This is a genomic window from Nafulsella turpanensis ZLM-10, from assembly GCF_000346615.1.
Lineage (GTDB): Bacteria > Bacteroidota > Bacteroidia > Cytophagales > Cyclobacteriaceae > Nafulsella > Nafulsella turpanensis.
This window is the reverse complement of sequence record NZ_ANNU01000042.1, coordinates 1-26,190: the sequence shown is the minus strand read 5'-3', so window position 1 is coordinate 26,190 and position 26,190 is coordinate 1. Positions and strand designations below refer to the sequence as shown.

At 46.8% G+C, this 26,190-nt stretch carries 23 protein-coding genes; 10 read left to right on the top strand and 13 right to left on the bottom strand.

Features of this window, described 5'->3' with window-relative positions; all coding sequences use genetic code 11:
• The first annotated feature begins 1 nt into the window (after position 1).
• Positions 2–442 carry a hypothetical protein gene (locus tag F752_RS0116165; RefSeq protein WP_017732789.1) on the top strand — a complete coding sequence of 147 codons (441 nt, stop codon included), beginning with the start codon at positions 2–4 and terminating at the stop codon, positions 440–442.
• A 214-nt stretch (positions 443–656) separates the two neighbouring features.
• On the opposite strand, the gene sdaAA is transcribed toward F752_RS0116165, so the two are convergent.
• Entirely contained in the window at positions 657–1,568 is a 912-nt protein-coding gene (gene sdaAA, locus F752_RS0116160; RefSeq protein WP_026135789.1) for an L-serine ammonia-lyase, iron-sulfur-dependent, subunit alpha, read from the bottom strand.
• Between the two features lie 165 nt (positions 1,569–1,733).
• Positions 1,734–3,152 carry a thioredoxin-like domain-containing protein gene (locus tag F752_RS0116155; RefSeq protein ID WP_017732787.1) on the bottom strand — a complete coding sequence of 473 codons (1,419 nt, stop codon included), beginning with the start codon at positions 3,150–3,152 and terminating at the stop codon, positions 1,734–1,736.
• 181 nt (positions 3,153–3,333) lie between these two features.
• On the opposite strand from F752_RS0116155, the gene hemE reads away from it, so the two are divergent.
• Positions 3,334–4,374, top strand: a complete 1,041-nt coding sequence (gene hemE, locus F752_RS0116150; protein WP_017732786.1) for a uroporphyrinogen decarboxylase — start codon at positions 3,334–3,336, stop codon at positions 4,372–4,374.
• 96 nt (positions 4,375–4,470) lie between these two features.
• Here the strand turns inward: hemE and F752_RS0116145 are convergent, their stop codons facing one another.
• A complete protein-coding gene (locus F752_RS0116145) occupies positions 4,471–4,935 on the bottom strand; it encodes a MarR family winged helix-turn-helix transcriptional regulator (protein ID WP_017732785.1) in 465 nt (154 codons plus the stop codon).
• A 296-nt stretch (positions 4,936–5,231) separates the two neighbouring features.
• Between F752_RS0116145 and F752_RS0116135 the strand changes: the two genes are divergently transcribed.
• Both F752_RS0116135 and F752_RS0116130 read left to right on the top strand, forming a co-directional pair.
• Positions 5,232–5,666, top strand: a complete 435-nt coding sequence (locus F752_RS0116135) for an RrF2 family transcriptional regulator (RefSeq protein WP_017732783.1) — start codon at positions 5,232–5,234, stop codon at positions 5,664–5,666.
• A 125-nt stretch (positions 5,667–5,791) separates the two neighbouring features.
• Complete coding sequence (locus tag F752_RS0116130) at positions 5,792–7,588, top strand: SLC13 family permease (protein ID WP_017732782.1); 1,797 nt, start codon at positions 5,792–5,794, stop codon at positions 7,586–7,588.
• On the opposite strand, the gene F752_RS0116125 is transcribed toward F752_RS0116130, so the two are convergent.
• From F752_RS0116125 to F752_RS0116105, 5 genes are all read right to left on the bottom strand, one after another.
• On the bottom strand, positions 7,585–9,408 hold the full coding sequence (locus F752_RS0116125; RefSeq protein WP_017732781.1) for a TrkH family potassium uptake protein: 1,824 nt from the start codon (positions 9,406–9,408) through the stop codon (positions 7,585–7,587). The two genes, F752_RS0116130 and F752_RS0116125, sit on opposite strands and share 4 nt — an antisense overlap.
• Positions 9,405–10,400: a bifunctional heptose 7-phosphate kinase/heptose 1-phosphate adenyltransferase gene (locus F752_RS0116120; RefSeq protein WP_017732780.1), complete on the bottom strand. Its 996-nt coding sequence runs from the start codon at positions 10,398–10,400 to the stop codon at positions 9,405–9,407. The genes F752_RS0116125 and F752_RS0116120 overlap by 4 nt, the downstream gene beginning before the upstream one ends.
• On the bottom strand, positions 10,401–11,597 hold the full coding sequence (locus tag F752_RS0116115) for a pyridoxal phosphate-dependent aminotransferase (RefSeq protein WP_017732779.1): 1,197 nt from the start codon (positions 11,595–11,597) through the stop codon (positions 10,401–10,403).
• Positions 11,598–11,687: 90 nt separating this feature from the next.
• Complete coding sequence (gene recR / locus F752_RS0116110; RefSeq protein ID WP_017732778.1) at positions 11,688–12,311, bottom strand: recombination mediator RecR; 624 nt, start codon at positions 12,309–12,311, stop codon at positions 11,688–11,690.
• A 199-nt stretch (positions 12,312–12,510) separates the two neighbouring features.
• Complete coding sequence (locus F752_RS0116105; RefSeq protein WP_017732777.1) at positions 12,511–12,792, bottom strand: ATP-dependent Clp protease adaptor ClpS; 282 nt, start codon at positions 12,790–12,792, stop codon at positions 12,511–12,513.
• Between the two features lie 68 nt (positions 12,793–12,860).
• Between F752_RS0116105 and F752_RS0116100 the strand changes: the two genes are divergently transcribed.
• The gene (locus tag F752_RS0116100; RefSeq protein ID WP_017732776.1) at positions 12,861–14,387 is read left to right on the top strand and encodes a sodium:solute symporter; all 1,527 of its coding nucleotides are present in this window, start codon (positions 12,861–12,863) and stop codon (positions 14,385–14,387) included.
• Between the two features lie 12 nt (positions 14,388–14,399).
• Here F752_RS0116100 and F752_RS0116095 read toward each other — a convergent pair whose 3' ends face one another.
• Complete coding sequence (locus F752_RS0116095; RefSeq protein WP_017732775.1) at positions 14,400–14,738, bottom strand: MGMT family protein; 339 nt, start codon at positions 14,736–14,738, stop codon at positions 14,400–14,402.
• 309 nt (positions 14,739–15,047) lie between these two features.
• The gene (locus F752_RS0116090; RefSeq protein WP_017732774.1) at positions 15,048–15,974 is read right to left on the bottom strand and encodes a mechanosensitive ion channel family protein; all 927 of its coding nucleotides are present in this window, start codon (positions 15,972–15,974) and stop codon (positions 15,048–15,050) included.
• A 122-nt stretch (positions 15,975–16,096) separates the two neighbouring features.
• On the opposite strand from F752_RS0116090, the gene F752_RS0116085 reads away from it, so the two are divergent.
• From F752_RS0116085 to F752_RS26285, 3 genes are all read left to right on the top strand, one after another.
• A complete protein-coding gene (locus F752_RS0116085; protein ID WP_026135788.1) occupies positions 16,097–16,468 on the top strand; it encodes a YccF domain-containing protein in 372 nt (123 codons plus the stop codon).
• Between the two features lie 212 nt (positions 16,469–16,680).
• Complete coding sequence (locus F752_RS0116075) at positions 16,681–17,715, top strand: GNAT family N-acetyltransferase (RefSeq protein ID WP_017732771.1); 1,035 nt, start codon at positions 16,681–16,683, stop codon at positions 17,713–17,715.
• A gap of 143 nt (positions 17,716–17,858) precedes the next feature.
• The gene (locus F752_RS26285; RefSeq protein ID WP_017732770.1) at positions 17,859–18,008 is read left to right on the top strand and encodes a hypothetical protein; all 150 of its coding nucleotides are present in this window, start codon (positions 17,859–17,861) and stop codon (positions 18,006–18,008) included.
• Between the two features lie 223 nt (positions 18,009–18,231).
• On the opposite strand, the gene F752_RS25475 is transcribed toward F752_RS26285, so the two are convergent.
• Positions 18,232–21,870, bottom strand: coding sequence for an ATP-binding protein (locus tag F752_RS25475; RefSeq protein WP_081604588.1), 3,639 nt, complete (start codon positions 21,868–21,870; stop codon positions 18,232–18,234).
• A 580-nt stretch (positions 21,871–22,450) separates the two neighbouring features.
• On the opposite strand from F752_RS25475, the gene F752_RS0116060 reads away from it, so the two are divergent.
• Both F752_RS0116060 and F752_RS0116055 read left to right on the top strand, forming a co-directional pair.
• Complete coding sequence (locus tag F752_RS0116060; RefSeq protein ID WP_017732768.1) at positions 22,451–23,422, top strand: DnaJ C-terminal domain-containing protein; 972 nt, start codon at positions 22,451–22,453, stop codon at positions 23,420–23,422.
• Positions 23,406–23,756, top strand: coding sequence for a hypothetical protein (locus tag F752_RS0116055; protein ID WP_017732767.1), 351 nt, complete (start codon positions 23,406–23,408; stop codon positions 23,754–23,756). Before F752_RS0116060 ends, F752_RS0116055 begins: the two co-directional genes overlap by 17 nt.
• A gap of 1 nt (position 23,757) precedes the next feature.
• Here F752_RS0116055 and F752_RS0116050 read toward each other — a convergent pair whose 3' ends face one another.
• Together F752_RS0116050 and F752_RS24380 are read right to left on the bottom strand one after the other, a co-directional pair.
• On the bottom strand, positions 23,758–24,756 hold the full coding sequence (locus F752_RS0116050) for a cation diffusion facilitator family transporter (RefSeq protein WP_017732766.1): 999 nt from the start codon (positions 24,754–24,756) through the stop codon (positions 23,758–23,760).
• Between the two features lie 122 nt (positions 24,757–24,878).
• Positions 24,879–26,190: PKD domain-containing protein (locus tag F752_RS24380; RefSeq protein ID WP_040664759.1), on the bottom strand; the 1,312-nt coding region annotated here is incomplete at its 5' end.

Genomic DNA, 26,190 nt, shown 5'->3' with positions numbered 1-26,190 from the left:
AATGTTTAATCTTCTTGTAAAATACCTGACGGTTTACCTGTCGAGCATGCTCAAGTTTGTGGCGGGGCCTTTAACAGGCATTGCCGCCGGGCTGAGCTATGGCGAAACCGCCTTGTTTACTATGTGCGGTATGATGACGGTGGTGCTTCTCTTTACTTTTACTGGGAAGCCGCTCAGGGACTTTATGAAGCGAACCATCTGGAAAAATAAAAGGCGCTTTACCCGCCGCAACAGGCAGTTTGTGTTTATCTGGAGGCGCTGGGGACTCAAAGGAGTCTGCTTTCTTACGCCGCTCATTCTTACGCCCATTGGCGGTGCTATTCTGGCTAATTTATTCGGAGGGCCTAAAAAACAGATTATCACCTATATGCTGATTAGTTCCACCTTTTGGAGCTGCGTAATATCAGGCGTAATTTTTTCAGTAGGGGACTGGGTGATATAGAGACATAGCAAAATCCATAATTTTTTAAGATTCTAATCAACAGTAAAAGCTTGTGATTAGTGGAATAAAGGAAGCAATAAGGTTGGTTCTATAACCTTTTCCAGAATATGAAGTATTCCGGAAGATTGGATTCCTGTTACAGCCTATAAAAAGGGAACCTCAACGTTTACCGCTGAGGCTCTTTGTATTTTATCATTTAAACTTTCAGGTATTTTTAACCTTCCTGCTGCTCTTCGTCGGGCAGCATCTCGATGTCCTGGATGAGCACTCTTTTGCTGATGGCCTGTCCTGTGCGGGTGGCGGCGAGTCCTCCAAGAGCGGTTTCTTTATAGCGTGCTTCCATGCTCTGGCCAATTTCGCCCATCGCTTCCACGCATTCGTCGACAGGTATTACGGCATTAACATTGGCCAGTGCAATTTGTGCGGAGGAGAAAGCAATCGCCGAAGCGCTGGCATTGCGTACCACACAGGGTACCTCCACCAACCCCGCAACAGGGTCGCACACCAGGCCGAGCATGCACTGTATGGTAGTGGCCACAGCATTAAACACCTGGTCGATATTGCCGCCAAGGCAATGGACAATGGCACCGGAGGCCATGGCGGCGGCACTCCCGGTTTCGGCCTGGCAACCGCCTACCGCACCTGCGAGGGAGGCTTTTTGTTCAATAATAAGGGCAATGCCGGCACCAATGAGTAATCCTTCTATAATCTGCTCATCGTCCAGCTGGTGGATTTCCTGCAGGGTATACATGGTGCCGGGCAAAATACCTGAAGCGCCTGCAGTGGGGGCAGCCACCACACGGCCCATACAGGAGTTTACTTCCTTAGCCGCCAGTGCACGCGAAATCAGCCGCTGAAACTCCGGCGACAGCACAGGAGTAGGGTAATTGAATACCTTTTTTGCACCATTATTAATCATGCCTGACTGCGACTGCATATCTTCATGCAGACCAGTTTCCACTGCATCCTTCATTACATGGTAGGCGTTGCTGAGGTGTGCCCACACTTCGTCTTTGGTACGACCTTTCTGCTCTGCCTCAAAAGCCAGTACCGTTTCGTGTAATGATTTATTATGCTCTTCGCAATATTGTTTCCAGCCTTCAAAGCTGTCGAATAGAAATGCCATATCTGTTTGCTCTTTTAATTTTGCCCATTGTGGCAGTAAGCGGGAGAATGAATTATTTAAATCAATTCCGGCTGTATTATAATACAAATATAGCGGAAAAAGTGCGATCTTTTTACAGAAAGGGGGCTGTGGCTTCTCTTAGGGGAAAGAGACTGCCTAAGCAGGTTACTGTCCACGGAATATCTTCTTCTCCTGGCTTTGTCTGTTAATCCGAACCAGCTGATGGTTATTGGTATCGCTTACCCATAGGTACCCCTGGTGGAACAGCAGGTCGTTGGGTTCGTTAAGGCCGGAGAGGATGGTCTTTACCCTTTCTTTGTAAAGATCGAACTGCTTTATTTTGCCGTTGTAGGTATCGGCGATAAAAAGAAATCCATCATGTGCCACCAGGCCCATGTTGTGCTGCAGCAGGGCATCTTCCACATCCCCATCTTTGTCTCCAAAGTCAAACAAGCCTTTACCCAAAGGGGTATATACCAGCCCCTGCTCCAGGTCAATAGCCCTTATAGCACTTGCTTCAGCATCGGCTACGTAAAGGGCATTGCCAATTTGGCTGAGGCTGCTGGGCTGGTTAAAACAGGCGTCGTGCAGACTGCCATTGGCGAGTACCTCCCGCCCGGTGCCGGCAAAACGCTTTACAACTTTCTCATTCAGGTCCATTTGCAGAATCTGGTGATTGCCGGCACTGGCAATGTAAAGTGTGTTTTGATGGATGAGCAAATCCCAGGGGGAGTTGGGTAGCACTTCTTCATTCCGGCGTTCATCGAAAAAGTAATAGTCCAGCTCACCGGTGCCGGCCAGGGTGGTAAGGGTTTGGGCCTGGAGATTGGCAAGACGGATAGCGTTGTTTTTGGTATCAGCAATATAGAGGAAGTGGTCCTGTAAAGCCAGTCCCTGTGGCTCATTAAAGCTACATTGGCCGAAAGTACCATCTGCAAATCCTTTCTCTCCACTACCTATGCTCATCAATATTTCTCCATCAGCGTTTAGTTGGAGAATTCGATGGTGGCCGCTGTCGCTCAGCCAGAGGGTATCTCCGGTCCCGGCAAGCAGTTTGGTGGGAAAGCAAAAAGAGCTTTTTTGTTCAGCCAGGAGGGTCTGCTGGAAAGTAAAAAGACTTCTGCGGATATTGTCCCTGTTTTCCTGTAGCAGCTGTTCGATATAAGGTTTCGCCACCTGGTATATACCCTCGCCTGCATGCTGTCCCACCACTTTGCCCGTTGGAGAAATAAGTACAACAGTGGGCCAGGCACGGATGGCGTAGGCATTCCAGAGGGCATAATCGGCATCATTCAGCACCGGGTGGTTTATGCCAAACTTCAGGATGGCTTCCCTGATGTGGCTGTTCTCTTTTTCAGCAGTAAACTTTCCGGAGTGAACTCCTATTACCACCAACTCTTCCGGGTACTCTTCCTCGAGCCGCTGCAGGTCGGGTAAAATATGCTGACAATTGATACAGCCGTAGGTCCAGAAATCGAGAAGTACAATCCTTCCTCTGAACTCATCGAGGGTATAGGGCCTGTCGGTATTTACCCAGCCATGGCGGGTGGGGAATTCCGGGGCATTTACAGCGGCTTTTCTCATTTCTTGGTTCGTTGGTGGTTATTCGTTAATGGTTATTGGGACTGATGGTTAGTTGCTCGAGTCTTTTTATATTTCTGCCTCATTTCTGTATCCAATGGCCTCAGCTCTCACATCCAGTATCTCCCTCTCAAATCTCAACTATCATTACACAATCTCTGTTAAATCCTGTTACCTTTGTATTATGCAACTGAAAAATGACCTGATTCTCCGGGCAGCCCGGGGAGAGAAAACAGAACGAACTCCCGTTTGGCTGATGCGCCAGGCAGGGCGTATATTGCCTGAGTACCGCGAAATACGTAACAGGCTTAGCGGATTTATTGAGCTGGCAACCACTCCCAACCTGGCGGCAGAGGTAACTATTCAGCCGGTAGATATTTTGGATGTGGATGCAGCCATTATTTTTTCTGATATTCTGGTAGTGCCTGAAGCCATGGGCCTTCCTTATAAAATGATAGAAAAACGGGGACCATGGTTTCCGGAAACGGTTCAATCGGCGGCAGATATTCGTAAACTTCAGGTGCCGGACCCAACGGTGGAGCTGAACTATGTGCTGGAAGCCATCAGCATTACCAAAAGAGCACTGAATGGAAGGGTGCCGCTCATAGGTTTTGCCGGGGCACCTTTTACCATTTTCTGCTATATGGTAGAAGGAAGTGGCAGCAAAACCTTTGCCAAGGCCCGCCGGATGCTGTATACCGAGCCACAGCTGGCCCATGAGCTGCTGCGGAAAATTACCGATACCACCATTACTTATTTAAAAGCCCAGATAGAGGCTGGCGCTAACCTGGTGCAGCTGTTCGACTCTTGGGCAGGGATTCTGCCCCCGGGCCAGTACCAGGAGTTTTCGTTCCGGTACATCGAAGAAATTTGTGCAGCCATTGAGGAGGTGCCGAAAACAGTTTTTGCAAAAGGAGCTTTCTTCGCTCGTAAAGAAATGGGGCAGCTCCCCTGCGAAACCATTGGCCTCGACTGGAATATGGATATTGCAGAAAGTCGTGCCATTATCGGAAGTAATAAAACCCTGCAGGGGAATCTTGACCCTTGTGCCCTCTACGGAACAGAAGAAGAGGTGGCGGATGCCACGCGGAAAATGCTGGATGCTTTCGGTCCTCACAGGCACATTGCCAACCTGGGGCACGGGGTATATCCTGATATAGAGCCGGAGAAGGTAAAAGCTTTCGTACGAACGGTAAAGGAATACAGTGCGCAAATGAAGGAGTAAGCGCCGGCTATCTGTAATAGAAAAGCAGGCGGGAAGGCTACAGTATGCCACCGCCTGCTTTTAATTCTTTATGGCTTCCGCAAGGCTGCCTTACTTCTACTGCTCTTCTTCTTTTGACCGTACTTTATCCAGCAATCTGTTTAGTTCTACGGCCTCCTCGAGTTCCAGATTTCCCAGTATCCGGTCTAAATCTTCGGTTACGGCATCTATCTTTTCTAAAAGCTTTAAGCCCTTATTGCTTATTTTAACGTCAACGAGCCGTTTGTCTGCCATGCTTGTTTTCTTCTCCACCAGCCCTTGTTTATGAATGCGCTCCACAATACGGGAGGCATCGGAGCTGCGGTCAAGCATACGTTCACGGATAGCAGAAGTAGAAATGCTGTCGGGAAACTGCCCGCGTAAAATGCGTAGCACATTGTATTGCTGAAGCGTTATTTCATGCTCAGCTAAAAAATTCTTCAGGCGGGTGGTTAACCAGTTGTGGGTATAAATAAGGTTGATGGCCGCCTTCTGGTATTCGTTCCTGAATTTATTCTGATGTATTTCCTCTTCAATTCTCATGATGTCATTAATAAGCTAAGGAGTTGCAAATTAACAACTTCTTCAAAAAAAGCATGCTGCGGTGCCTAGTTTTTGCATTTTTCTGTTATTCATACGTATTGCAGCCTTCCCGGTGATACTGGCAGCCTGGTTTTGTTCCTTTCGGTGCACTCGTTTTCCTCACTTATGGAAGGGTTCGCTTTCTTTATGGCAGGTAAGGAGGATTTTATAGCTGCTGAATCTGATCATCATTCTGCAGCTGACGGCTGGCGGGCGCCGCTTTTCCTCTTTATAAAAGTTTATGTACTTTTAAAGAAATGATATCCAAGAAAACTAAATACGCTATCAATGCCCTGGTATACCTGGCCCGCCAGCATCAGCAGGGGCCGGTGCTCATCAGCCAGATTGCCCGCGAACAGCATATTCCGCAAAAGTTTCTGGAAGCTATTTTGCTCGACCTGAAAAATGCCGGCATCCTTAACAGTAAAAAGGGAAGAGGAGGAGGCTACTACCTCATTAAAAAGCCGGAAGAGGTAAATATGGCAGAGGTAATGCGACTGTTCGATGGAGCTATTGCGCTGCTGCCCTGTGTTACCCACCGTTATTATGAGCGTTGCGAAGAGTGTGTCGATGAGGCCAGCTGTGGTATCAGGGACGTATTTCAGGAGGTGCGGAATGAGACGGTGAATATTTTAAAAAGAAGTACCCTTTCTGAAATCATCTCCAGGGAAGAGCAAATGAAGCAGCGCTAAAAACAATTTTTACATAACTCTATTAATTCTATAGACTTTTAATATTTTTGTCTGTTCTATTCTTCCGGCAGGTTTTATAGCTCCTTTCGGCATAGGTATAAAAGCAAATTCTCAATTATTGATGTATGGGCCTAGAGGCAATAGTGGTATTACTGATCCTGTGTGTGGCGGTGGTCCTCTTTATAACAGAATGGATGCCGGTAGACCTGGTGGCGATCTTGATTATGGTAAGCCTGGTATTGACTGGGGTTGTTTCGCCTGAGGAGGGAGTAGCCGGCTTTAGCAATAGTGCTACGCTTACGGTAGCCTTTATGTTTGTGCTTAGTGCAGCCTTGCTAAAAACAGGGGCCCTGCAACAGGTAGGCCCAAGGTTAGCCCGTGTATTCCAGAAGAGTTACCGTGGTGGTCTTATTTTAATGATGCTGTCAGTAGCCCTGATTTCAGCTTTTATTAACAACACCCCGGTGGTGGCTATTTTTATTCCCATTATCATGCAGGTGGCCCAGCGGGCGGGCCAGAGCCCTTCCAAACTACTGATTCCGCTTTCCTATGCCTCTATTTTTGGCGGTACCTGTACACTTATCGGTACGTCCACCAATATTCTGGTAAGCGGTATTGCAGAAGAAAGCGGACTGGAGCCATTCTCTATGTTTACTCTAACGCCGGTAGCCCTGCTGCTGCTGGTAGGAGGTATTGTGTATATGATGCTGATTGGCAACCGAATGCTGCCCGACCGTAAGCAGGATACAGACCTGGAAAGCAAATTTGGTGTGCGTGATTACCTGGCCGAAATAGAGCTGAACGAAAATGCCGATTCGGTAGAAAAGAAAATTATGGATGCGCCCCTGGTGCGCCAGCTCGACCTGGAAATTATGGAAGTGCGCCGTATAAACGGCAACCGCCACTACCTGCCACCCGGCGACCTGGTGCTACAGGCAGGCGATGTGCTGAAGGTGCGCTGTAATATGGAGAAGATGGTATCGCTGAAGGAGCAGGAGCGGTTAAATTCGGCGGGTTCCATCAGAATAAACAATAATAGCTTTAATGATAAGAACACCAGCCTGGTAGAGCTGATTATTACCTCTAATTCAGAGTTTGAAGGAAAGACGCTCAAACGGCTGGACTTCCGGAGAAAGTACCGTGCCGTGCCACTGGCGATTAAGCACCGGCAGGAAATAATGCATGAAAAGCTGCAGGATGTGCCCCTGCAGGCTGGAGACGTTATTCTGGCAGAAGTAAAAGCGCACTATCTTGATAAGCTAAAAGAGATGGAAAGGGAGCAGGAAAGCCCTTTTATTGTACTCTCCGAGGCAGGAATGACAGAGTTTAACCGCCGGAAGTTTTACACAGTGGCCGCCATTGGCACGGCTGTTATCCTGGCTGCCACTTTTGAACTGGTACCAATTATGATGGGCGTAATTGCCGGGGCAGCCCTGCTGGTGCTTACCCGTTGTATTAGCATGAAAGAGTTTTATGATGCAATTGAGTGGAAGGTGGTGTTTCTGCTCGCAGGAGCGCTGAGCCTGGGAGTCGCTATGCAGAATAGCGGCCTGGCAGCCTTTATTGCCGGCGGCCTGGTAGATGCCCTGGGGCCATGGGGTCCCGTCGCTATTATGTCGGGCTTATACCTGATGACTTCCTTGTTTACCGAAATAATGTCTAATAATGCCACCGCCGCCCTTATTACTCCTATTGCCATTGCAACGGCTGCGGGCCTTGGCATTAATCCCCTGCCCTTTTTGCTGGCGGTCACCTTTGCCGCCTCTGCCAGCTTTATGACGCCCGTAGGCTACCAGACCAACACCATGATTTATACAGCAGGACAGTACCGCTTCAGCGATTTTTTGAAGGTCGGCACCATGCTCAACCTCTTTTTCTGGCTGCTGGCAACCCTGCTTATTCCGCTTTTCTATTCTTTTTAACCTACCATCAGGTGGGCCTTCGGGTATTTATAGGCATGGGTGGTGGTACGCGATACAAAGGCAATGGCAAAGGTAATGGTGCCTACCCTCCCTATAAACATAGAGCAAATAATTACCATTCGGCTATACACATTCAGCTCAGGGGTAATGCCGGTGCTAAGCCCTACAGTTCCAAAGGCTGATACCTCTTCGAAGAACAGATCTATAAACCTCATGCCCGGCTCGAATATGGTGAGGAGCAGAGTGCCTAAGGCAATAAAACCTACCGCAAAAATAAAAATGGAAAGGGCCCGGAAGAGGAGCGAATTCCCGATATAGTTGCGACCAATTTCCAGTTTTAGCTTACCCTGTATGGTGGCAAAGGCAGAAGTCAGAATAAGGAAGAAGGTGGAGGTTTTAATGCCCCCGGCAATGGACCCTGAGCTGCCGCCGATAAACATCAGAAAGATAATAATGAGGTAAGTAGGCAGGCGTAAGCTGGAAAAGTCAACTGTGTTAAAACCGGCCGTTCTGGCAACTACCGATTGAAAGAAACTGCTGATGAGCGCTTCCACATAAGAAAGATTGGCCAGGGTGTTATTGCGTTCCAGCAGGTAAAAGGAGATAGTGCCAAAAGCCAGTAAGGCAATAGAAACATAAACGGCTATTTTGGTGCCAAGGCTCCAGTCTTTCCATGGATTGCGCAGGCGCTCCCGCATTTTGCTGGGCGACAGAATTTCGTGGATAACCGGGAAGCCGATGCCCCCTAAAATGACGAGACCGGCAATGATCAGGTGAAAAATGTAAGCTTCGCGCACAAAATCCTGGTATAGGCCAGCAGAGAAAAGGCTGAAGCCTGCATTGCAAAAAGCAGAAATAGCGTGGAAGGCAGAGAAGAAAAGCTTTTGCTCCACAGATTCAAATTCTATTTCTCCTCCCCAGGTAAAATAAAGGAAGATGAAGCCAAAGAACTCAATGATAAAAGTCAGGAATATAATTTTTCGTATCAAACCCTTTGCCGTAAACAAAGACTCGCTGCTGAGGAAATCCTGTAGCATTACCTGGTGGCGGATGCCTACACCCTGCCCCAGAAAAAGGGTGAAGAAACTGGCAAAAGAGAGGATGCCAAAGCCCCCCAGCTGAATAAGCGTCATGATGACAATGTGCCCTTTGGTGGTAAAATAGGTGGCGGTATCGACCACAATCAGGCCTGTAACACATACGGCACTGGTGCTGGTGAACAGGGCGTCCAGAAAAGGCATACTACCTGCCACTACCGTCATTTCGGGCATCATTAACAGGACGGTGCCTATTCCAATCAATACCAGAAAGCTGATCAGGAAGGCTGAAGCCGGTTTTATGTTCAGGTTGGTTAGCTGAGAGCCCGCAATACCTATTTCGTAAAAGAGCAGGATAAAAATAAAGATGGTGACGGCTGCCTGGTATATACTAATCGGCTCTTCTACTCCTGCATAGGCCAGGAGGGAAGGGATTAAGTGGTAGCCGAACAGGTACAGTGATAATCCATTAATGAGAATAAGGCTGATGAGTAATCCTTCAAACCAGTGCTTCCTGATAAAGTCGAGGCGCCTGAAGGCGTAGAGCCAGCGGACAAGATAAGCGAGAACAAAAATGCCGAAAATAATGTCAAGCCCGTAAAATACCTGCTGCTCCTCTCTTAAGTTGAGGCTAAAACCAAACCGGTAGGTAATGAGGCTAATGGCTGCAAATGAACTGATGAAAGTGATTGTACGGATGGAGGTATAGGCTTTGCTCCTGCTCTCATACAGGAAGTTATTGAGCGCCTCCGCCACATTATTCTTTTGCTTGCTTAACTTCATGGGTGCAGTTCATTCTTTAGCGCTTCCTGGTAAAGCCGCGCCTTATCTACCGGCACAACACCCAGGTGCTCGCACACCAGGCCCCCGCCTAGGTTCGCCAGGTCGGCCAATAGGCGCGGTGGCAGTCCAAGTGCCTGTGCAAGTGCCGCAATGCTCACCACCGTATCGCCTGCGCCGGATACATCGGAAATGGACCGGACATGGGCCGGGAGTAAATGGTGCTCTTCAGGAGCATCGATGTATATTCCTCTTTCGGAAAGGGTAATTAGCGCAGTAGGTAGCTGAAGGATTTCTTTCAGCTGCTTTACGGCCTGTTCAATAGCCTGCTGATCATGCTTCTCGAAGTCCAGCTTCAGTCCTTCGCGCAGCTCCTTCAGGTTGGGTTTAAAGAGCGAAGCACCCCTGTAAGCAAAGAAGTTCCGCTTTTTCGGATCTACAACCGTCGGAATTCCGTTTGTTCGAGCCAACGCTATAACTTCCTGAATAAGATTTTCATTCAGAACACCTTTATCGTAATCTTCAAAAATTACCACATCTGCCTGGGGGAGTAGCCGGCTTATTCGTTCGAGCAGGGCCTTTTCATCCTCTTCGTGCAGCAGACTGTCCGATTCAGAGTCGACCCGTAAAATGTGCTGAGACCCGGACAACACCCGTTCCTTACAGGTGGTCATCCGGCGGGGGCTCCGGATAATTCCTTCTTCGCTGAGTCCTCTGTTTTTCAGGAGCCAGGCAAATTCATCGGCATAGCTGTCTTCCCCAATAAGAGTACAAAGGATAGGGGTAGCCCCCAGTGCCTGCACATTCAGGGCTACGTTGGCAGCCCCACCGAGCCTCTTTTCTCTCTTGGTTACCTGCACTACCGGAACGGGTGCTTCGGGCGAAATTCTCTCCACCTTTCCCCATATATAGGCATCGACCATTACATCGCCGATAATGAGGGCGGTAAGGGAATTAAAGGAATCAAAAATTTCCTGAAGTGAGCGTTCCCTCATTTACCGTAGCTTTGCCAGCGCTTCTTTTATCCTTTTAAGAGCCTCTTTCAGGTCTTCTTCCGATGCAGCGTAGGATATCCGGATACATTCCGGTGCACCAAAAGCATCGCCGGTTACAACAGAAACCCGGGCATGGTCGAGCAGGAAGAGGGCCAGGTCATCGGAATTGCTGATAACATTGCCATCAAAGGAGCGGCCAAAGTAGGCGCTTACGTCCGGCAGAATGTAAAAAGCACCGTTGGGGGTATAAGTTTTTAAGTCTGGAATTTCTTTCAGTAGCTCCAGTACCAGGTTGCGGCGGCGGTGGTAAGCCTCTGTCATTTTACGGGTAGGCTCCAGGTCGGAGGTAATGGCGGCCAAGGCAGCCCTCTGCGCAATACCATTAGCACCGGAGGTAAACTGCCCCTGCATTTTATTACAGGCCTTGGCTATCCATTCAGGCGCACAAATATAGCCCAGGCGCCAGCCCGTCATGGCAAAGCCTTTAGAGAAGCCATTGACGGTTACTACCTGTTCGGCTACCTCGGGGAAGGAAGCCAGACTTACTGCCTCTCCGCTAAAGTTGATATGCTCGTAAATTTCGTCGGCAATGGTAATAACGTGTTTATTTTTTTGCAGCACAGCAGCAATGGCTTTCAGCTCCTCGCGGCTAAATACGGCTCCTGTAGGGTTACAGGGCGAGGAATAAATAACTACCCGGGTTTTATCGGTAATTGCTGCTTCGAGCTGTGCGGCAGTAGCCTTAAAGTTGTTTTCGATACTGCCTTTAATTTCAACAGCTTTTGCCTGCGTAAGCTCCACCAGGGCCATATAGCTCACCCAGTAAGGAGAGAAAATAATCACTTCATCGCCGGGGTTTACCAGCGAAAGCATTACATTGGCCAGCGATTGTTTAGCGCCGGTAGAAACCACAATATTATTTTCGTTGCAGCTGATGTTGTTTTCGCGCTGTAGTTTTTCGGCAAGGGCTTTACGAAGATCAGGATAACCGGGTACTGGGGGGTAAGTAAAGTAAGCACCACTGTCAATGGCGGCTTTGGCAGCATCCTGTATGTGCTGAGGAGTTTTAAAATCGGGTTCTCCCAGGCTCAGGCTAATGATGTTGATACCTTTGGCTTTATATTCTCTGGCTTTGGCAGCCATGGCCAGGGTGGCTGATTCGGAAAGCTGGTTAATCCTGTCAGAAAGCTTGTTCATAATTGCGGTTTTTGGAGCCGTAAAATTAACAACTTAGCCTCAAATCTATAATTTTCGAAGCACAAATATCTTTACGGCTCCCGAAAATGCTTAGGAGTGGCTGGTGTCGTAGGCGGTGCGGCTGAGAATACTACGGCCTAGGGTAATTTCATCGGTATACTCCAGCTCACCACCCACAGGTATACCTCTGGCAATGCTGCTGACCTTTACTCCATACGGTTTAAGCTTTTTTGTAATGTAAAAAGCAGTGGTATCGCCTTCCATGGTAGGGCTAAGGGCAAGAATTACCTCTTTTATGGCAGGATCACTTGCTTCGGCCACTCTTTGGACCAGCGACTCCAGTTTAATATCTGATGGACCTACTCCTTCGATAGGGGAGATAATGCCGCCCAGCACATGGTACAGCCCACGGTATTGTGCGGTATTCTCGATGGCCATTACATCCTGCGGATTCTCGACTATACAAATAACGGAGCGGTCACGATGGTGGCTGCTGCAGGTGCTGCAAACTGCCGCGTCGGATATATTGTGGCACTGCTGGCAGTACTGAGTCTTACTACGGAGATCGACCAGTGCGGTGGCCAGTGCATGCGTATTTTCTTCGTCTTTCCGCAGGAGGTGCAGGGCCAGCCGGAGAGCAGTTTTTTTACCGATACCCGGCAGGCTGGAAATCTCTTCCACGGCCTTTTCTATATACTTGGATGGATATTGCATTTAAAGTGCTGAGGTGCTGATGTGTTATTGATTTATGGACTTTCCGGCGTGTTAAAGCCAGAAGGGAAGTGCTTTTTATAATGTGAAAGAGCAAATTCTCTGCAGCTTAAAAAGGCTACTGCTGCCTTAACTCATTGGTATATTAACACCTGAACACAGTGCGGAGTTCAGTTGGAAATGAAGAACAGTGGTACATATATTACACAATTTTAGCATCGATGCCCGCTTCGCAAATACCGTCCTTCATTGGCTTGAGTTCTTCATAGCTGCCCTTCTTTACAGAACATTTTCCCTTATAATGGATGAGCCATGTACATTGCTCTGCCTGCTGGGCACTATGTTTACAAACCTTTATAAGGGTAGCGGTTACATGATCGAACGTATTAAAATCGTCATTGTATACCATCAGGTCCCGTTCATCTACGCTTATGACCTCTTCCAGTACTTCAACTTCCTCTTCGTATTGATATGGACTTTTCATACTTTATGTCGGTTCTGTGGCAAAAATAATAAATATTCAGCAAATTTACTGCTTATAAATACTTACGTATGGATCCGATTCTCGTTATCGTTGTCATTGCGGCTTACTTCTGTTTACTGCTCCTGATTTCCTATTTAACCTCCCGGGGCGAAACCTCCGATTCCGAAACTTTCTTTACCGCCAACCGCCAGAGTCCCTGGTACCTGGTTGCCTTTGGTATGATTGGAGCCTCCCTCAGTGGGGTTACTTTTATTTCTATTCCCGGGGAGGTGGGAAGCACAGGCTTTAGCTATTTCCAGGTGGTAATGGGGTATATGGTCGGCTATTTTGTAATCGGGAGTGTGTTGTTACCCCTTTATTACCGGCTTAATTTAATTAGTATTTACGGATACCTGGAACAACGGTTTGGCTTCTGGTCTTATAAAACAGGGGCTTTTTATTTTCTCATCTCCCGTATCGTAGGTGCTGCCTTCCGCCTGTTTTTAGTGGCAGGCGTGCTGCAGCTGGCAGTTTTCGATGCGTGGGAGCTTCCGTTTTGGGTAACGGTGGCGGTTACCATCGGGCTCATCTGGCTGTATACTTTTAAAGGAGGTATCAAAACAATTGTCTATACTGATACCCTGCAAACGGCCTTTATGCTGCTGGCGGTGTGTATCAGTATATACCTTATTTCCGAAGAGCTTAGTATGGGCATGGAAGGAATGCTGCAGACAGTGCAGCAGAGTGAGTATTCTAAAATGTTCTTCTGGAATTTCGATGGCGCCAATTACTTTTGGAAGCAATTCATCGCCGGTGCCTTTATTGCTATTGTTATGACCGGGCTCGACCAGGACATGATGCAGAAGAACCTGACCTGCCGCAGCCTGGGCGATGCGCAGAAGAATATGTTCTGGTTTTCTTCGGTGCTGCTGGTGGTGAACCTGTTTTTCCTGTGCCTGGGAGCCCTGCTCTATATTTACATTGGAGAGAAAGGAATTGCCATGCCGGAGCGAACCGATAATCTTTATCCTATGCTGGCGCTTGACCACTTCCCGCTCATAGCCGGAGTACTTTTTCTGTTGGGCATTATTGCGGCGGCCTACAGCTCGGCCGACTCAGCCCTTACGGCCCTTACCACCTCTTTTTGTGTGGACTTTCTGGAGTTCAGGAAAAAGCCTGATGAAGGGAAGAAGAAAATCAGGACAATGGTCCATATAGGTTTTTCAATTATTCTCTTCCTTGTCATTCTTGCCTTTAATTCCCTGAATGATAAGAGCGTCATCAGTCAGCTGTTTAAAGCAGCCGGTTTTACTTATGGCCCTTTGCTGGGGCTGTTTGCCTTTGGTTTATTTACCCGCAGGCAAATTACCGACCGCTGGGCGCCACTGGTTTGTTTCCTTACGCCTCTTATTGCTTTTGGCCTGGATTTCTGGTCGGAAGAGCTGTTTGGAGGATTTAAGTTTGGCTTCTTTATTCTGCTGGTAAACGGTGTGCTTACCTTTGTAGGGCTTTGGCTCATCAGCCGTCCTGCCACCACTCTGGAGGGTGCCTTAACCTGGTACGACCGGCATAAGGTAGCCCCTGAAACTGCTGCAAAAGAAGTGCCTGCCAGTTAAAGCTATCCGGGCTTAAAGAAGCTCTGTATTCGGGTCCCAGAAGTACTGCTCGTGATTCTGAACCTGATCGTCTTTTACGGGTATACCTTCGGCTTCCAGCCGCTCCTGCATTTCGGTGGGGCTGCTGTAGTGTTGCTTGCCGGTAAGCATGCCCTGCCTGTTAAGTACCCGGTGGGCCGGCACCTGGTCGAGCATGGTGTGGGCGGCCTGCATGGCCCAGCCTACTACACGGGCGCTCCGGCTGGCGCCTAAGTAGCGGGCAATGGCGCCATAACTGGTTACCCTGCCTTCCGGTACCAGCTTTACTACTTCGTATACATTTTCAAAAAAGCTGCCGTCTTTCAGTACCATTATATCGTTGATGGTTGGTCGTTGTTAGTTGCTGGTGCCTAGTTTGCGATGTGCGACACTCATTAATGGTGTTGTGACCGGTAGCCGACGCGGACACCCAGTCGAAGCAACCTGCCGCCTGTAAGTACTATCTCTATTATCTATCTCTTTACAGCTCTCTTGCATACGGACAGATTGCTTCTTCCGCTAAGGCTCCATCGCAATGACAGCGGTTTACGAGTTCCTCCGGTCCTGGGTCCTGATTCCTGGCTCTTGAATCTTATGTCCTATATCCATAGTCTCAAGTCTAATGTCTCATATCTCCCGCCCCTAAGCTGTTTCTTGGTGCTTTCTTTCGTTGATATAGCTAATAATGTTCCAGTTCAGGTGGCGCCGGATATCGCGCTCCATGCGCCGGTTTTGCTTGTTTAACACCAGTTGAAATTTAATGGTAACAGCATTGTTGTTGATGTTGGTTACCCGCATGTGCATACTATCTGTCCGGATGTGCTCCTCATATTCGGCCATGGAATTGACCAGGTGCTGTTCCATTTCATCCAGTCCTTCGATTTGATTCGGCTGTAGCGAAAATTCCAGGGTAATCTTCTTCTGGTTATTTTTGGTAAGGTTTACGATATGGGTGGTGAGTATAGTACTGTTGGCGATGTAGATCAAATCGTCGTCTTCATTGAGCAGGTGAACATTTAACAGGGTAATATCCACTATTTTTCCTTTATGGTCTCCAATTTTCACATAGTCATCGATAGCCAGCTGGTCTGAGAACATGACTATCAGACCATTGATCATATTGGTAATATAATCTTTAAAGATAATGGCAATGGCAGCCGCAATAATGGAAATGGAGGTGAAGAACTGCCCCGGCTCAATATGAAAGAGAAAGAGAATTGAAATAAAGAGTGCCAGGTAGGAGAGCAGATTGGCAATCTGGTTGATTCCAATAACGAAATTATTCCTGAAGCCACTCTGCTGGTGGTGCCGGCGGAGGTAGATGGCCACCAGGGTAAGGCGAATAAAGGAAATAATCATATAAGCTGTAGCGAAGAAAACAATGGCTTTAAGGAAATGCTCCGGCACATAAATTTCATCGCCCAGTAAATTGTCAGAATATAACCAGCGAAACAGAATTATAACCACAAATATGCTCAGCTTCAGTAAAAAGCGGAGACGGCGGGTTCTTTCGAGCTGACTAGCTTTATCAACTTTTAAGGGCACGTTTTTATTTTTTATTTTGATCATGATTTAAGGTAACACCTGTGAGCAAAACAAGTTCCTGAATCATAACGACTCAGGAGGCGCTTAGGTGTAACAAAAATAGTGTGTTTAGCAGTTTTTTCCGTATTCCTGTTTATATTAAAATTATGAATGCGTTTGGAAATATTCTCTGGGTGATCCTGGGTGGCGGGATCTTCATTTTTTTCGAGTACCTGATAGCAGGGCTCCTGCTTTGCCTTACCATTATAGGCATTCCTTTTGGTATACAGGCGGTACGGCTGGCATTTTTAAGCCTGATTCCTTTTGGAAAGGAAGTGGGGCCGGCTGAAGGAGGGGAGGGATGTCTTTCCACGATTATGAATATTATCTGGATACTAATTGGAGGAATTTGGGTGGCGCTCACCCATGTATTGTTTGCGGTGCTTATGGCCATCACGATTATAGGGATCCCTTTTGCAAAGCAGCATATGAAGCTCGCTGCCTTTTCTTTTACTCCATTCGGCCGTCAGATTCGCTAAAATACCTGGCTGCCCTTTTCTTAAAGCATTATGAAGAGGAATGGCGGAAACAACTGCTTTGGTAAAAGGTTTAACTGTTGATTATGTGGCAGGTTTACCTCTTATGCGCTCAAAGCGCGCTTCCTGATATTTCTCCTGAGGAAAAAGGAATGGGGAGGGCGCCACAAATTTTAAGAACTGAGTTGCTGAAGCAGGAAAGGATGATAAATTAAGTGGTAAGCGTTTTTAAATACAACGAGCTTCCGGGTCATATCCTGGATGGGAAAGAGGACATTTTATTTTATTGCAGTACGTGGTTGTCGGTTTTGCGCGAAAGCTACGGTTGCCAGTACTATGTTACTACCGATATAAACAGCGGGGAGTTCATGATCTTTGCCCTCATTAAAGGGCTAACCGGACCTAAAATTGTAAGTTTACCTTTTTCTGATTATACCAGCCCGAGGCTTCCCTCGGCCCAGGCACTGCAGTTGCACATCGAAGCTATCCAGAGAGAGTTTCCTGATTATCCGGTAGTAGTAAAAATAAATATGGCCCATGTAGATGAGCAGGAACTTTCCCGCCTTGGTCCGATAGCTAAAAAAGGAAGTCTCCACCGGGTAAATACTAGTCCGGATATACAGCTGGATAAGAAAATGGCTGGCAGTTTCAGGCGCGGTATGAGGAGGGCCCGAAGCCGTGGACTCGTATATGGTACCTCCTGCAGCTATCAGTCTCTGGAGCAGTTCTATTCGCTTTTCTATGAACTGCGGATGCAAAAGTTTGGCCTTATTCCACAGCCTTTTTCATTCTTTGAGCGGATCTTTGAACAGTTTATCCGTAAGGGCAGAGGATTTTTTACAGAGGTATGGAAGGAAGATACCTTATTAGCATCGGCTGTGGTGCTGCAGAATGGCAGGGGCCTGTACTATAAGTGGGGCTGCTCTTCGAAGCAGCACCTGATTGATCGGCCAAATAACTTAATGTTTTATGAATTGATCCACCAGGCACAGCGGGAGGGTTTTGACTTTGTCGATCTGGGTTTGAGTGATATAAAAGAAAACCGGGGGCTTATTCGCTTTAAAAAGAGTATGGGAGGGGAAGAGTCTGGTATTTACACTTTTGAGTTTTACCCGGAAGGCTACCCAAGTGAGACCGAGGCTAAAATGAAGTCAATTGTAAACTCGATGGCCAGCACAGTAGTGGCCAGCCGTTTAGATCGAAAAACCACTGAGAGCTTCAGCAGAACATTCTACCCGCTCTTTGCCTGATAGCCGCCTGATGAGTGAAAACAGCTGTGTCGGGCTTCCCGGGGACTGGCTACCAACATTGCGGGGTAACAAATTTTCCTTTCCTTTTAACAATCAGTTTGTCAGGTAGTTGGGTAGATAGTTTATAGCTAAACCAGATGAGTATGGAGACAAATGATAAAAACGACCGGAGAGAAAATATACAGCAGCAGCCAGATAAGGATAAGGAAAGTAAAAAGCCTGAAACTCCGGTTCCGCCTCAGCGAAAAGATCCACAGGCAAAACCTACCAGTGATGGCAGGAGGGAGAAATAATGAAGAGGTAAAAAAGGCCGGACTATTGCTTTGGTCGAACCGGTGCCTGATTTTAGTTTAATAGTGAAAGGCTGCTTCTGCTTTGCTGTGTTTCGAAGGCTGCCATGAAGGTACCGACTACCGGAACAGGTGGGAAATGCCAGGCCATGTATAAGCAGTAAAGGTTCTCTGGCTGGAAAATGAATAGTAGGAGGTGACTCTGCTGAGGATGGTTACGGATAGCTTATGCCGATTGAACCCGGCCATTAGCAGCGACAGAAGCCGGTTCTGGGTCCGGGCTCATGATTTGCTGGCAGGGAACAAAAATACTTACAGTGGTTCCTTCACCCCTGCTGGCGGTAATACTAATGTGCCCCCGCAATTTACTTACAGTCTGTTTAACAATATATAAGCCAAGGCCTGAACCGTCAGACAGATCTGTGGCCCGATAGAACATATCAAAAACATGATTGATATGTTCTTTGGCAATTCCAATCCCGTTATCCTGCACTACCAATTCGGCTCCGGCTTTATTGATGCTAACCGATATCTGAAGATAACTTTTTTTGGATGGGTCGCGGTATTTGATACTATTGGAAATCACATTTGCCAGAATAATATAAAGCTTGGTGTTGTCGGAGTGAAATGCTGTAGTTCCTGCTTCAATATTTACCTGCCTGTCTATGGCGTCAAATCCATTCAGGTGCTGCAGGTCACTGAAAATTTTATCAGTAAGTTCCTTAAAATCGACTCCTTCTGCCAGGTTTTTTGAGCGGGTTGATCTGGAAAAACTAAGCATCGCTTTTATAAATCCATCCTGCTTTTCAAGGGCATTGCCAATCATTTTCAGGTATTCAGGTAGCCGCTGCTGATCGCTCTCCATTTCAATAAGGTTGAGCAAACCAAGGGCCGAGGCAATAGGTGCCCGCAAATCATGGGAAGTCTTATAGACGAACTGGTCGAGTTCATAATTCCTTTCTTCTACGGCTTTTAACGCCTGCTCCAGCTCTTCTCTTTGCTGGAGGAGCTCATGGTTATAATTTGCCAGCTCTTCTTCCTTCTTGATAAGTGAGGTGTTCTGCTGCAAAAGCTTCTCATTAAGGCGTATGTTTTTGGATTCAGCCATTCGCTGGCTGGTTATATCCTTGCAGCCAATAATCATGAGTGACTCTCCCTGAATCAGGTGGTCTATAAAAGAAATGGTAACCAGGAGAAAGTGCGTTTGCCTGTGAAGATTGATGCTGATATCCCTTTTGCAAACAGTCTTTTCTGTATAAAGCTTCTGGAGGTTTTCTTTTTTTAATAAGGCGGTAGGCATGAGGTGGAAAATAGGCCTGCCACAGGCAGCGCTCGCTTCGGTACGGAGGAGGGAACATAAAGAAGGGTTTGCCATTAATATTTTCCCTTCCTGGTCAACCAGCGCAATGCCGGTATCAGTCGCATTCCATACTGCTCTGAATCGCTTCTCCGATTTTTCCACCTCATTTTTCTTTTGCTCAATGGCTTCCTTTAATTTCTGCTCATTTCTCCTATGGGTTTGCATGGCATGAGCTAGGTACCCAATGGAAGAAATGGCGGCTAAAGAAATCAATAAGAACCAGGGGGTGGCATAGAAAGGAGGGAGAACACTAATAATAGCAGACCGTGCGGGCTTGCTCCACTGGTTATTTCCCAAACCTGCCTGCACTACAAAGCGGTATTCTCCTGCTGCTAAATCCGGATACCGCACCTGGTTCAGGAGGTGGTTATCAGAATATATCCAGTTATCCTCAAGGCCTTCGAGCCTGTAGCGGAACTGGAGATCGGTGGGGTTGGAAAAGCTGATTGCCTGGAAAGTTACTTCCAGCGTATTCTGGTGATGGCTTAATTCCAGTTCCCTGTTGGGAGAAAGCGGTTCTTCATTTGGAATCAACAGATTGGTCAGGCGAATTTTTGGTGCTAATTTCTGCTCAATATCATCAGAGCTGTTATAAACAGAAACACCTTGGTCAGTGCCAATCCATATTTTGCCATCGGGCATGAGCTCAAATGCATTACGGTTTACTTCTTTACCGGAGAGGCCGTGGTGTAAATTATAGTTAACGAAGCTCTCTTTTTCTTGCTCATAAACATACACCCCTTTATCCGTGCCGGCCCATAGGCGTCCCTCCGTATCCTCGAGTAGGGCATAAACAGGTCTTTCTATTTCCATGCCGGGCTCGGTTACTTTTATGATGCTGTCATTCCTGAGCTCTGCCAGTCCGCCGCGGGTGCCTAAATAGATTTTTTCTTTCCACCTAATATAGCTGTATATGTTTTCGAGCGGTTTGTTCATGTGCCGAATATGCTTAATCATTTTCCCGGATTTACTATAATATCCGAAATTGGTTAGTATAATCAGCTTTTTATCCTCAGTAAAGATTTTCCGAATGTAAAATTCCCTTTGAAACCAAAAGGGGAGGAACTTTCCTTTATGGAAGTGAAAAATATTTCCGCTGTTGGTTCCAACCAGCAGGCTGTCGTTGTGAAAGGTAACGGTATTGACCAGTTCATCAACAGGGAGAGAGTACCATTGCAGGGATAAATCTGGAGAAAGTATTCCAAGGCCACGGCTGTTAGCTGCAAGGTAGGTTTTGCCATCGGAACCTGTAGTTGCATCTAAAATTCTGTTAAGAGAAACATTGTAATTCTCAACAGGCTCAGAAAAGTTTTGTATGGAATCATTCTTTAAAATACTGTACCCGTTGTTTCCAGCTAACAGAATAGCATTTTCACCGATGCGCTGTATTGTACTGATTTCATTTGCAATCAGCCCACTTGCCTTATTAAGCGAGTGAAAACGGAAACTGTTAATTTTATTTAAACCTCTGAGGGTCGCAAACCATAAATTTCCTTCCTGATCTTGCAGAATATCGGTTGGAATAGCATCTGAACTGGCATGATCTATTTTTATGGGCTCCAGGCTGGCAGTATTGATATTATATTTAAATAATGCGGCATTATGGTGAAAGAAGAGGCGCCCGTAGCTATCTGCTATAATATTGTGGTACTGGAAAAAGTTAGGCCTTTTAGTGTAAATTGATTTTATGAGGGGGTTATAATTCCCATCTTTTATTTCACCAACAAAATTATCCCCCAGGATATACATGGCCCCTCCATTGGGTGCACTACAGGCAGTGAGAAGGTGTAAGCCCTGGAGCTGAGGAAAAATTGATTCTTCAAACTGTTGGGTCAGAAGATTGAAGCGATGGATACCGTTTTCAGTTAGTAAGTACAGGTAAGTCTCGAAGAAATGGAGGTCAGTAACGCTCTCCCAGTTAAGAGAAGCGGGAAGTTCAAAGCTTTCCCATTTCTTCTGCTCAGATAAATAAAAATGGAGGCTATTGTCTAAGGTAAAAGAAAGCAAGAATTTACCTGGCTTGTACTCAGAGATTGCAATAAGAATGTGTTTTAACTTTGAACTTTCCGGATGGACATTGGGTGTAATAATCTCATACAGGGTATCTTCATCGAAATGGGTAAAGCTGATTCCATGAGGGTGAGTGGCCCCCAAAACCATTTCTCCATTTGAGAGGGCAATTAAACAGTTTCGATCCTCATTAGGGGCAGTGAGAACACTGTCATTATTAATAGTGTTCCACCGTAAGCCGTCGAAGGTGGAAATGCCTTTTTGAGTAGCAAACCACATAAGCCCGTCGGCTGCCTGCTCCATTTCATAAACCATATTGGAGGCAAGGCCATCTTCCTCATAATAGGAATGGGAATGGTAAGTTTTAAGTTTTCCTGTCTGCTGTGCAGAAGCCTGGTGCCAGACAAGCAGGAACAGGCTTAAGACCAAGAATAATCTGGAGCTATACTGTCTGCATAAGTGACCTCTACTAACTTCTATTCCTTTAAAATTCATACACTTTTTACAAGTCCTTTCAATGGCTATTTTCTAAAAATATCATTTTACTGCATTTTATAACAGCGCAACAGAATAAAATCAGGTAATTTTTTTGAAAAAGAACCCATAGAAGCCGGTGAAAGTATAATCAAATAAAAGCGAAGCTGAGAATTTTGCCTCAGTTTATGTAAGGAGTTAAATCATTTAAAGAATTAATAACTTAAATGGTAGGTACCTTACAGACGTGCAAATATAAGAAAGACCATATAATTATAGAACATTATTGTTGAAATAAGTAAGTGATCAGCAGTTGATTAGGCGAAGAACCTCGTAAAAGAAACATATTGCCTTTTAAATTTTTTGTGGAGGAAGCAGAAACGCAAATTGTTATAGCTTCGTTTTAATAAGAAGAGCTCGGGCAGGATAATCAAGGGAAGGGAAATAAAGGGCTCTTCCTATCGCTTAAAGGTTTACCACCAACTGCATTAATTTATTGCTTCATAAGGGTGGAACCGAAAAAGCACTGAAGTAGAATGAACATGCAATTTTATTTATAACTACTGGAGAAAATTAACCAACTGACTAAAAGAGTTAGTCTATGGACTATAAAGATTATTATAAGATATTAGGCGTGAGTAAAACGGCTTCCGCAGATGAGATAAAAAAAGCATACCGGAAGCTGGCGGTAAAGTATCATCCTGATAAAAATAAGGGGGATAAAGCTGCCGAAGATAAGTTTAAAGAAGTGAGTGAGGCTTACAATGTGCTGAGTAATCCGGAGAAGAGGAAGCAGTATGATCAGATGGGAGCGAACTGGAACCAGTACCGCCAGGCTGGAGGCGATCCGGCAGGCTTTGACTGGTCGCAGTATTCCCGCCAGTATGGAGGTGCCAGTCAAAGCGGTTATGGGTTTGATGGAAATTTCGGAGACTTTTTTGATGAGGCAGGTACAGCAGGAGGTAGCTTCTCGAGCTTTTTCCAGAATATGTTCGGCGGTGGGTTTGGTGCAACTGGCCGTGCTGGCCGGTCCGGCCGTTTTAAAGGGCAGGATTACCAGGCCAGTCTGGAGATCAGCTTAGAGGAGGCTTACAGGGGTGCTACCCGCCAGTTTACGGTAAACGGACAGCAACTACGGATAAAATTAAAACCAGGTATCGAGGATGGTCAAAGCTTAAAGCTGAAAGGTAAAGGGGCGCCTGCTCCTCAGGGAGGATCTGCCGGCGACCTGTACCTAACCATTCACGTACTGCCACACCCGCAATGGACGCGGGAAGGAAATGATATTCGCGCTACCGTGGAGGTAGATTTGTATACGGCAGTATTGGGAGGAAAAATAACAGTGCCTACGCTTTCCAAACCCGTTCAATTAACGCTGCCTCCCTACACCCAGAACGATAAAGTGCTTCGGCTTAAGGGAAAGGGAATGCCTGTCTATGGCAAAGAAGATTTGTTTGGCGATATGTATGTGCAGGTAAAAGTGGTGCTGCCGCAACGGCTGTCGGCAGAGGAAAAGGAACTGTTCAGACAATTGAAGACTTTAAAAGAGAATAAATATGCTAATACATATTGATGAATTAGTAAGTCCTTTTTTTGAGGAGTTTCGCAGAGGGGTAAGCGAACGCCATTTACAGTTTTATGCAAGTGAAATACAGAAGGAACTCGGCTTTAGCATGAACAGCCAGCTTAGCGAAGCTGTACGACGAGCCATGAGTGTGTGTCGGAGTCAGCAACTCTCGCTCGATCATCATTTTAAAGCAGTGTACCGCTGCCGGAAAAATGAAATTGTTAAAGACTGGAAGCTCTCAAAGCTGGGCTACTGCCTGGTAATGCTTAACTGCGATCCGGTTTTTCCGGAGGTAGCCCGCCTGCAGCTTCGCCTGCTTCGGAAGCACATGGGGCTTTAGCTCAGGAGGTATGAATATTGTGCTTTTTGTTCGGTAGCACATTGTGTAGCTTCCATTCAACTTTTTTCCTGAAGGGCTGCTGTCGAACCTGGCAGTCGTCTTTCATACAAACGGCGCAGGAAAGAGGCGGCTCGCAAGGGTCGGCATGTATGAAAAACTCTACCTCGTTGGGGAGGTTTTTATCTACCAGCTGGCCAATGAGCGTTACTTCCTGATGAGCCTGTTCAAGGGTAAAGTACCAGGGAATGGTGGCGTGGCAATCGACATGTAGTCCATCGCCGTATTTAATTATTCGAAGGTTGTGGATGTCCATCCAGTTTTGGCGGCGATTTGCATTTAAAATGCTGATAACCCGGCTGATGAGCTGTTCATCGGCCTCATCCATAATGCCGGAAATAAAATCGCGGAGCAGGCGAAAACCAGCGTAAATAATATAGCAGCCAAAAGCAATGGCAATAAGGTTGTCCAGCCAGAGCTGACCGGTAAAGTAAAGCACCGTAAGGCCTGCAATAAGGCCAATGCTGGAAAACACATCTGTCATCAGGTGCCTGCCATCGCCTACCATAGAAAGAGAACCAAGTTCCTTTCCTTTCCGGAGCAGTAACTGAGCAAGGCCAAAGTTAAGCAGACCACTAAAGGCAGTAAGCAGGATGCCTAAATCAATGGCCTGTACCTCCTGAGGATGAAAGAAGTTGTAGAATGCCTTGCCGATGGTCGCAAGGCCGGCCAGGAGAATAAGTGTTCCTTCCAGACCTACCGATACAAACTCTATCTTACCATGCCCGTAAGGGTGATTTTCGTCCTGCGGCCGGGCAGCCAGCACCACGCTGTACAAAGCAAAACTACTGGCCAGAACATTAATAATGGATTCCAGTGCATCTGAAAGAATGGCATTAGAACCGGTAAGCCAGTAAGTAAAAAACTTGACTATCAGAATAAATGCTCCGGTGGCAATAGCCAGGCGCTGGTAATTCCTCTTTTCTTTCTCCTTGGCAGACATTGCTGCAAATTTACGACCCTTCCTACAGTCTCCCCAGTTTTAGGCAAAAAACATTATTAATTAAAAAACGACTGCCCCGGGTTTATTCAGAGCAGTCGTTTTCTATTGTATTATACAGCTGGTTACCAGCTTTTCAGTACCTTCTTCACTTCTTTAAAGCCTGAGGCTCTGTTTTCTACCTCCAGCAGGTACATTCCTTCGCGAAGCTGGCTGTCAGATAAATCAATCTCATGAATGCCTGAGTTGCCTGTTGTAGGAGTAAAGCTGCCTGTGTATACAATTCTTCCTCTCAGGTCGATAATTCTTATATCTAATTGCCCGCCTGTATCATCCTTTACTTCAACATTGATGTTATCGCGGAAGGTATTCGGATAAACTGTTACAGACGCTGTTGCTGTTGCACTGCTGTTTTCTGCAATCCTAACCGATGGAGCCGTCTGTTCATCCTTGCTTCCCTCACCGCAGTTGGTAATTGGAGCGGATGATGTTGTTCTGGAGATACCTGCAGGGAGTGTCTGGCTGTCGTAGCCGTTTCCGCTGATATCCAGCAGCACCCCATCCTGTTCATCAAAACTGAAATAAGCGGCTAGTCCTGAAGTGGAAGCAGAAATGCTGCTGTTGTAGTTCTCTGCAATGGCGGTACTGCTTCTGGCCTGTCTCCACACGCGGAGCTCATCCAGCTCACCGGCCATATAGCCTGCACCATCTCCCAGTTTATTGATGGTGAAATCTCCTGTCCATTGTCCGGTGGTTTTAGCCTTAGTATCCTCCACTCCGTTGATATAGACCTTCATCTGGCTTCCTGCTCTCACAAAAGCATAGTGGGTCCAGGTATCCGGCTGGCTTACATGAGAGGAGATGATAGGGTCACTGCCTCCCGGAGCGCCATTGCTGTAGATACGTGCCTGTCCTCGGTAGTAGTTGATGTACTGACTGGCCCCTTCTCCTGCAGGAGCATCGGCATTGCTAATGCTGCCGGAGAATTTGGCCCAGTACTCGATGGTAAAGTCGCCGCTCAGCACCAGGTTCTTGCTTAGCGAAGCAGCAGTGCTGCCATTCAACACCAGTGACTGGCACAGCTCATTGTTGCTGCTGGCTACCACGCTTAAGCTTACATCATCTGAAGCGGTAGCTCCTTTATTATCAGTAACAGTCACTCTAAAACTGTAGCTTCCCTCCACGAGGTTGGAGAGCTGTAGCGTGGCCGAACCGGTTCCTGCAAGCGTGGCGGAAGGGCCGCTTAGCTGCTTCCACAGGTAAGAGGCGATGGAACCATCCTCATCGGTAGCACTGGCAGTAAAGGAAGTGCTGTTCTCTGGCAGCGTAAGACTTTTATCTTCACCGGCACTCACTACAGGTGCTTTGTTAGGCTGTTCCGGCTCACCGCAGTTGGTAATTGGAGCGGATGATGTTGTTCTGGAGATACCTGCAGGG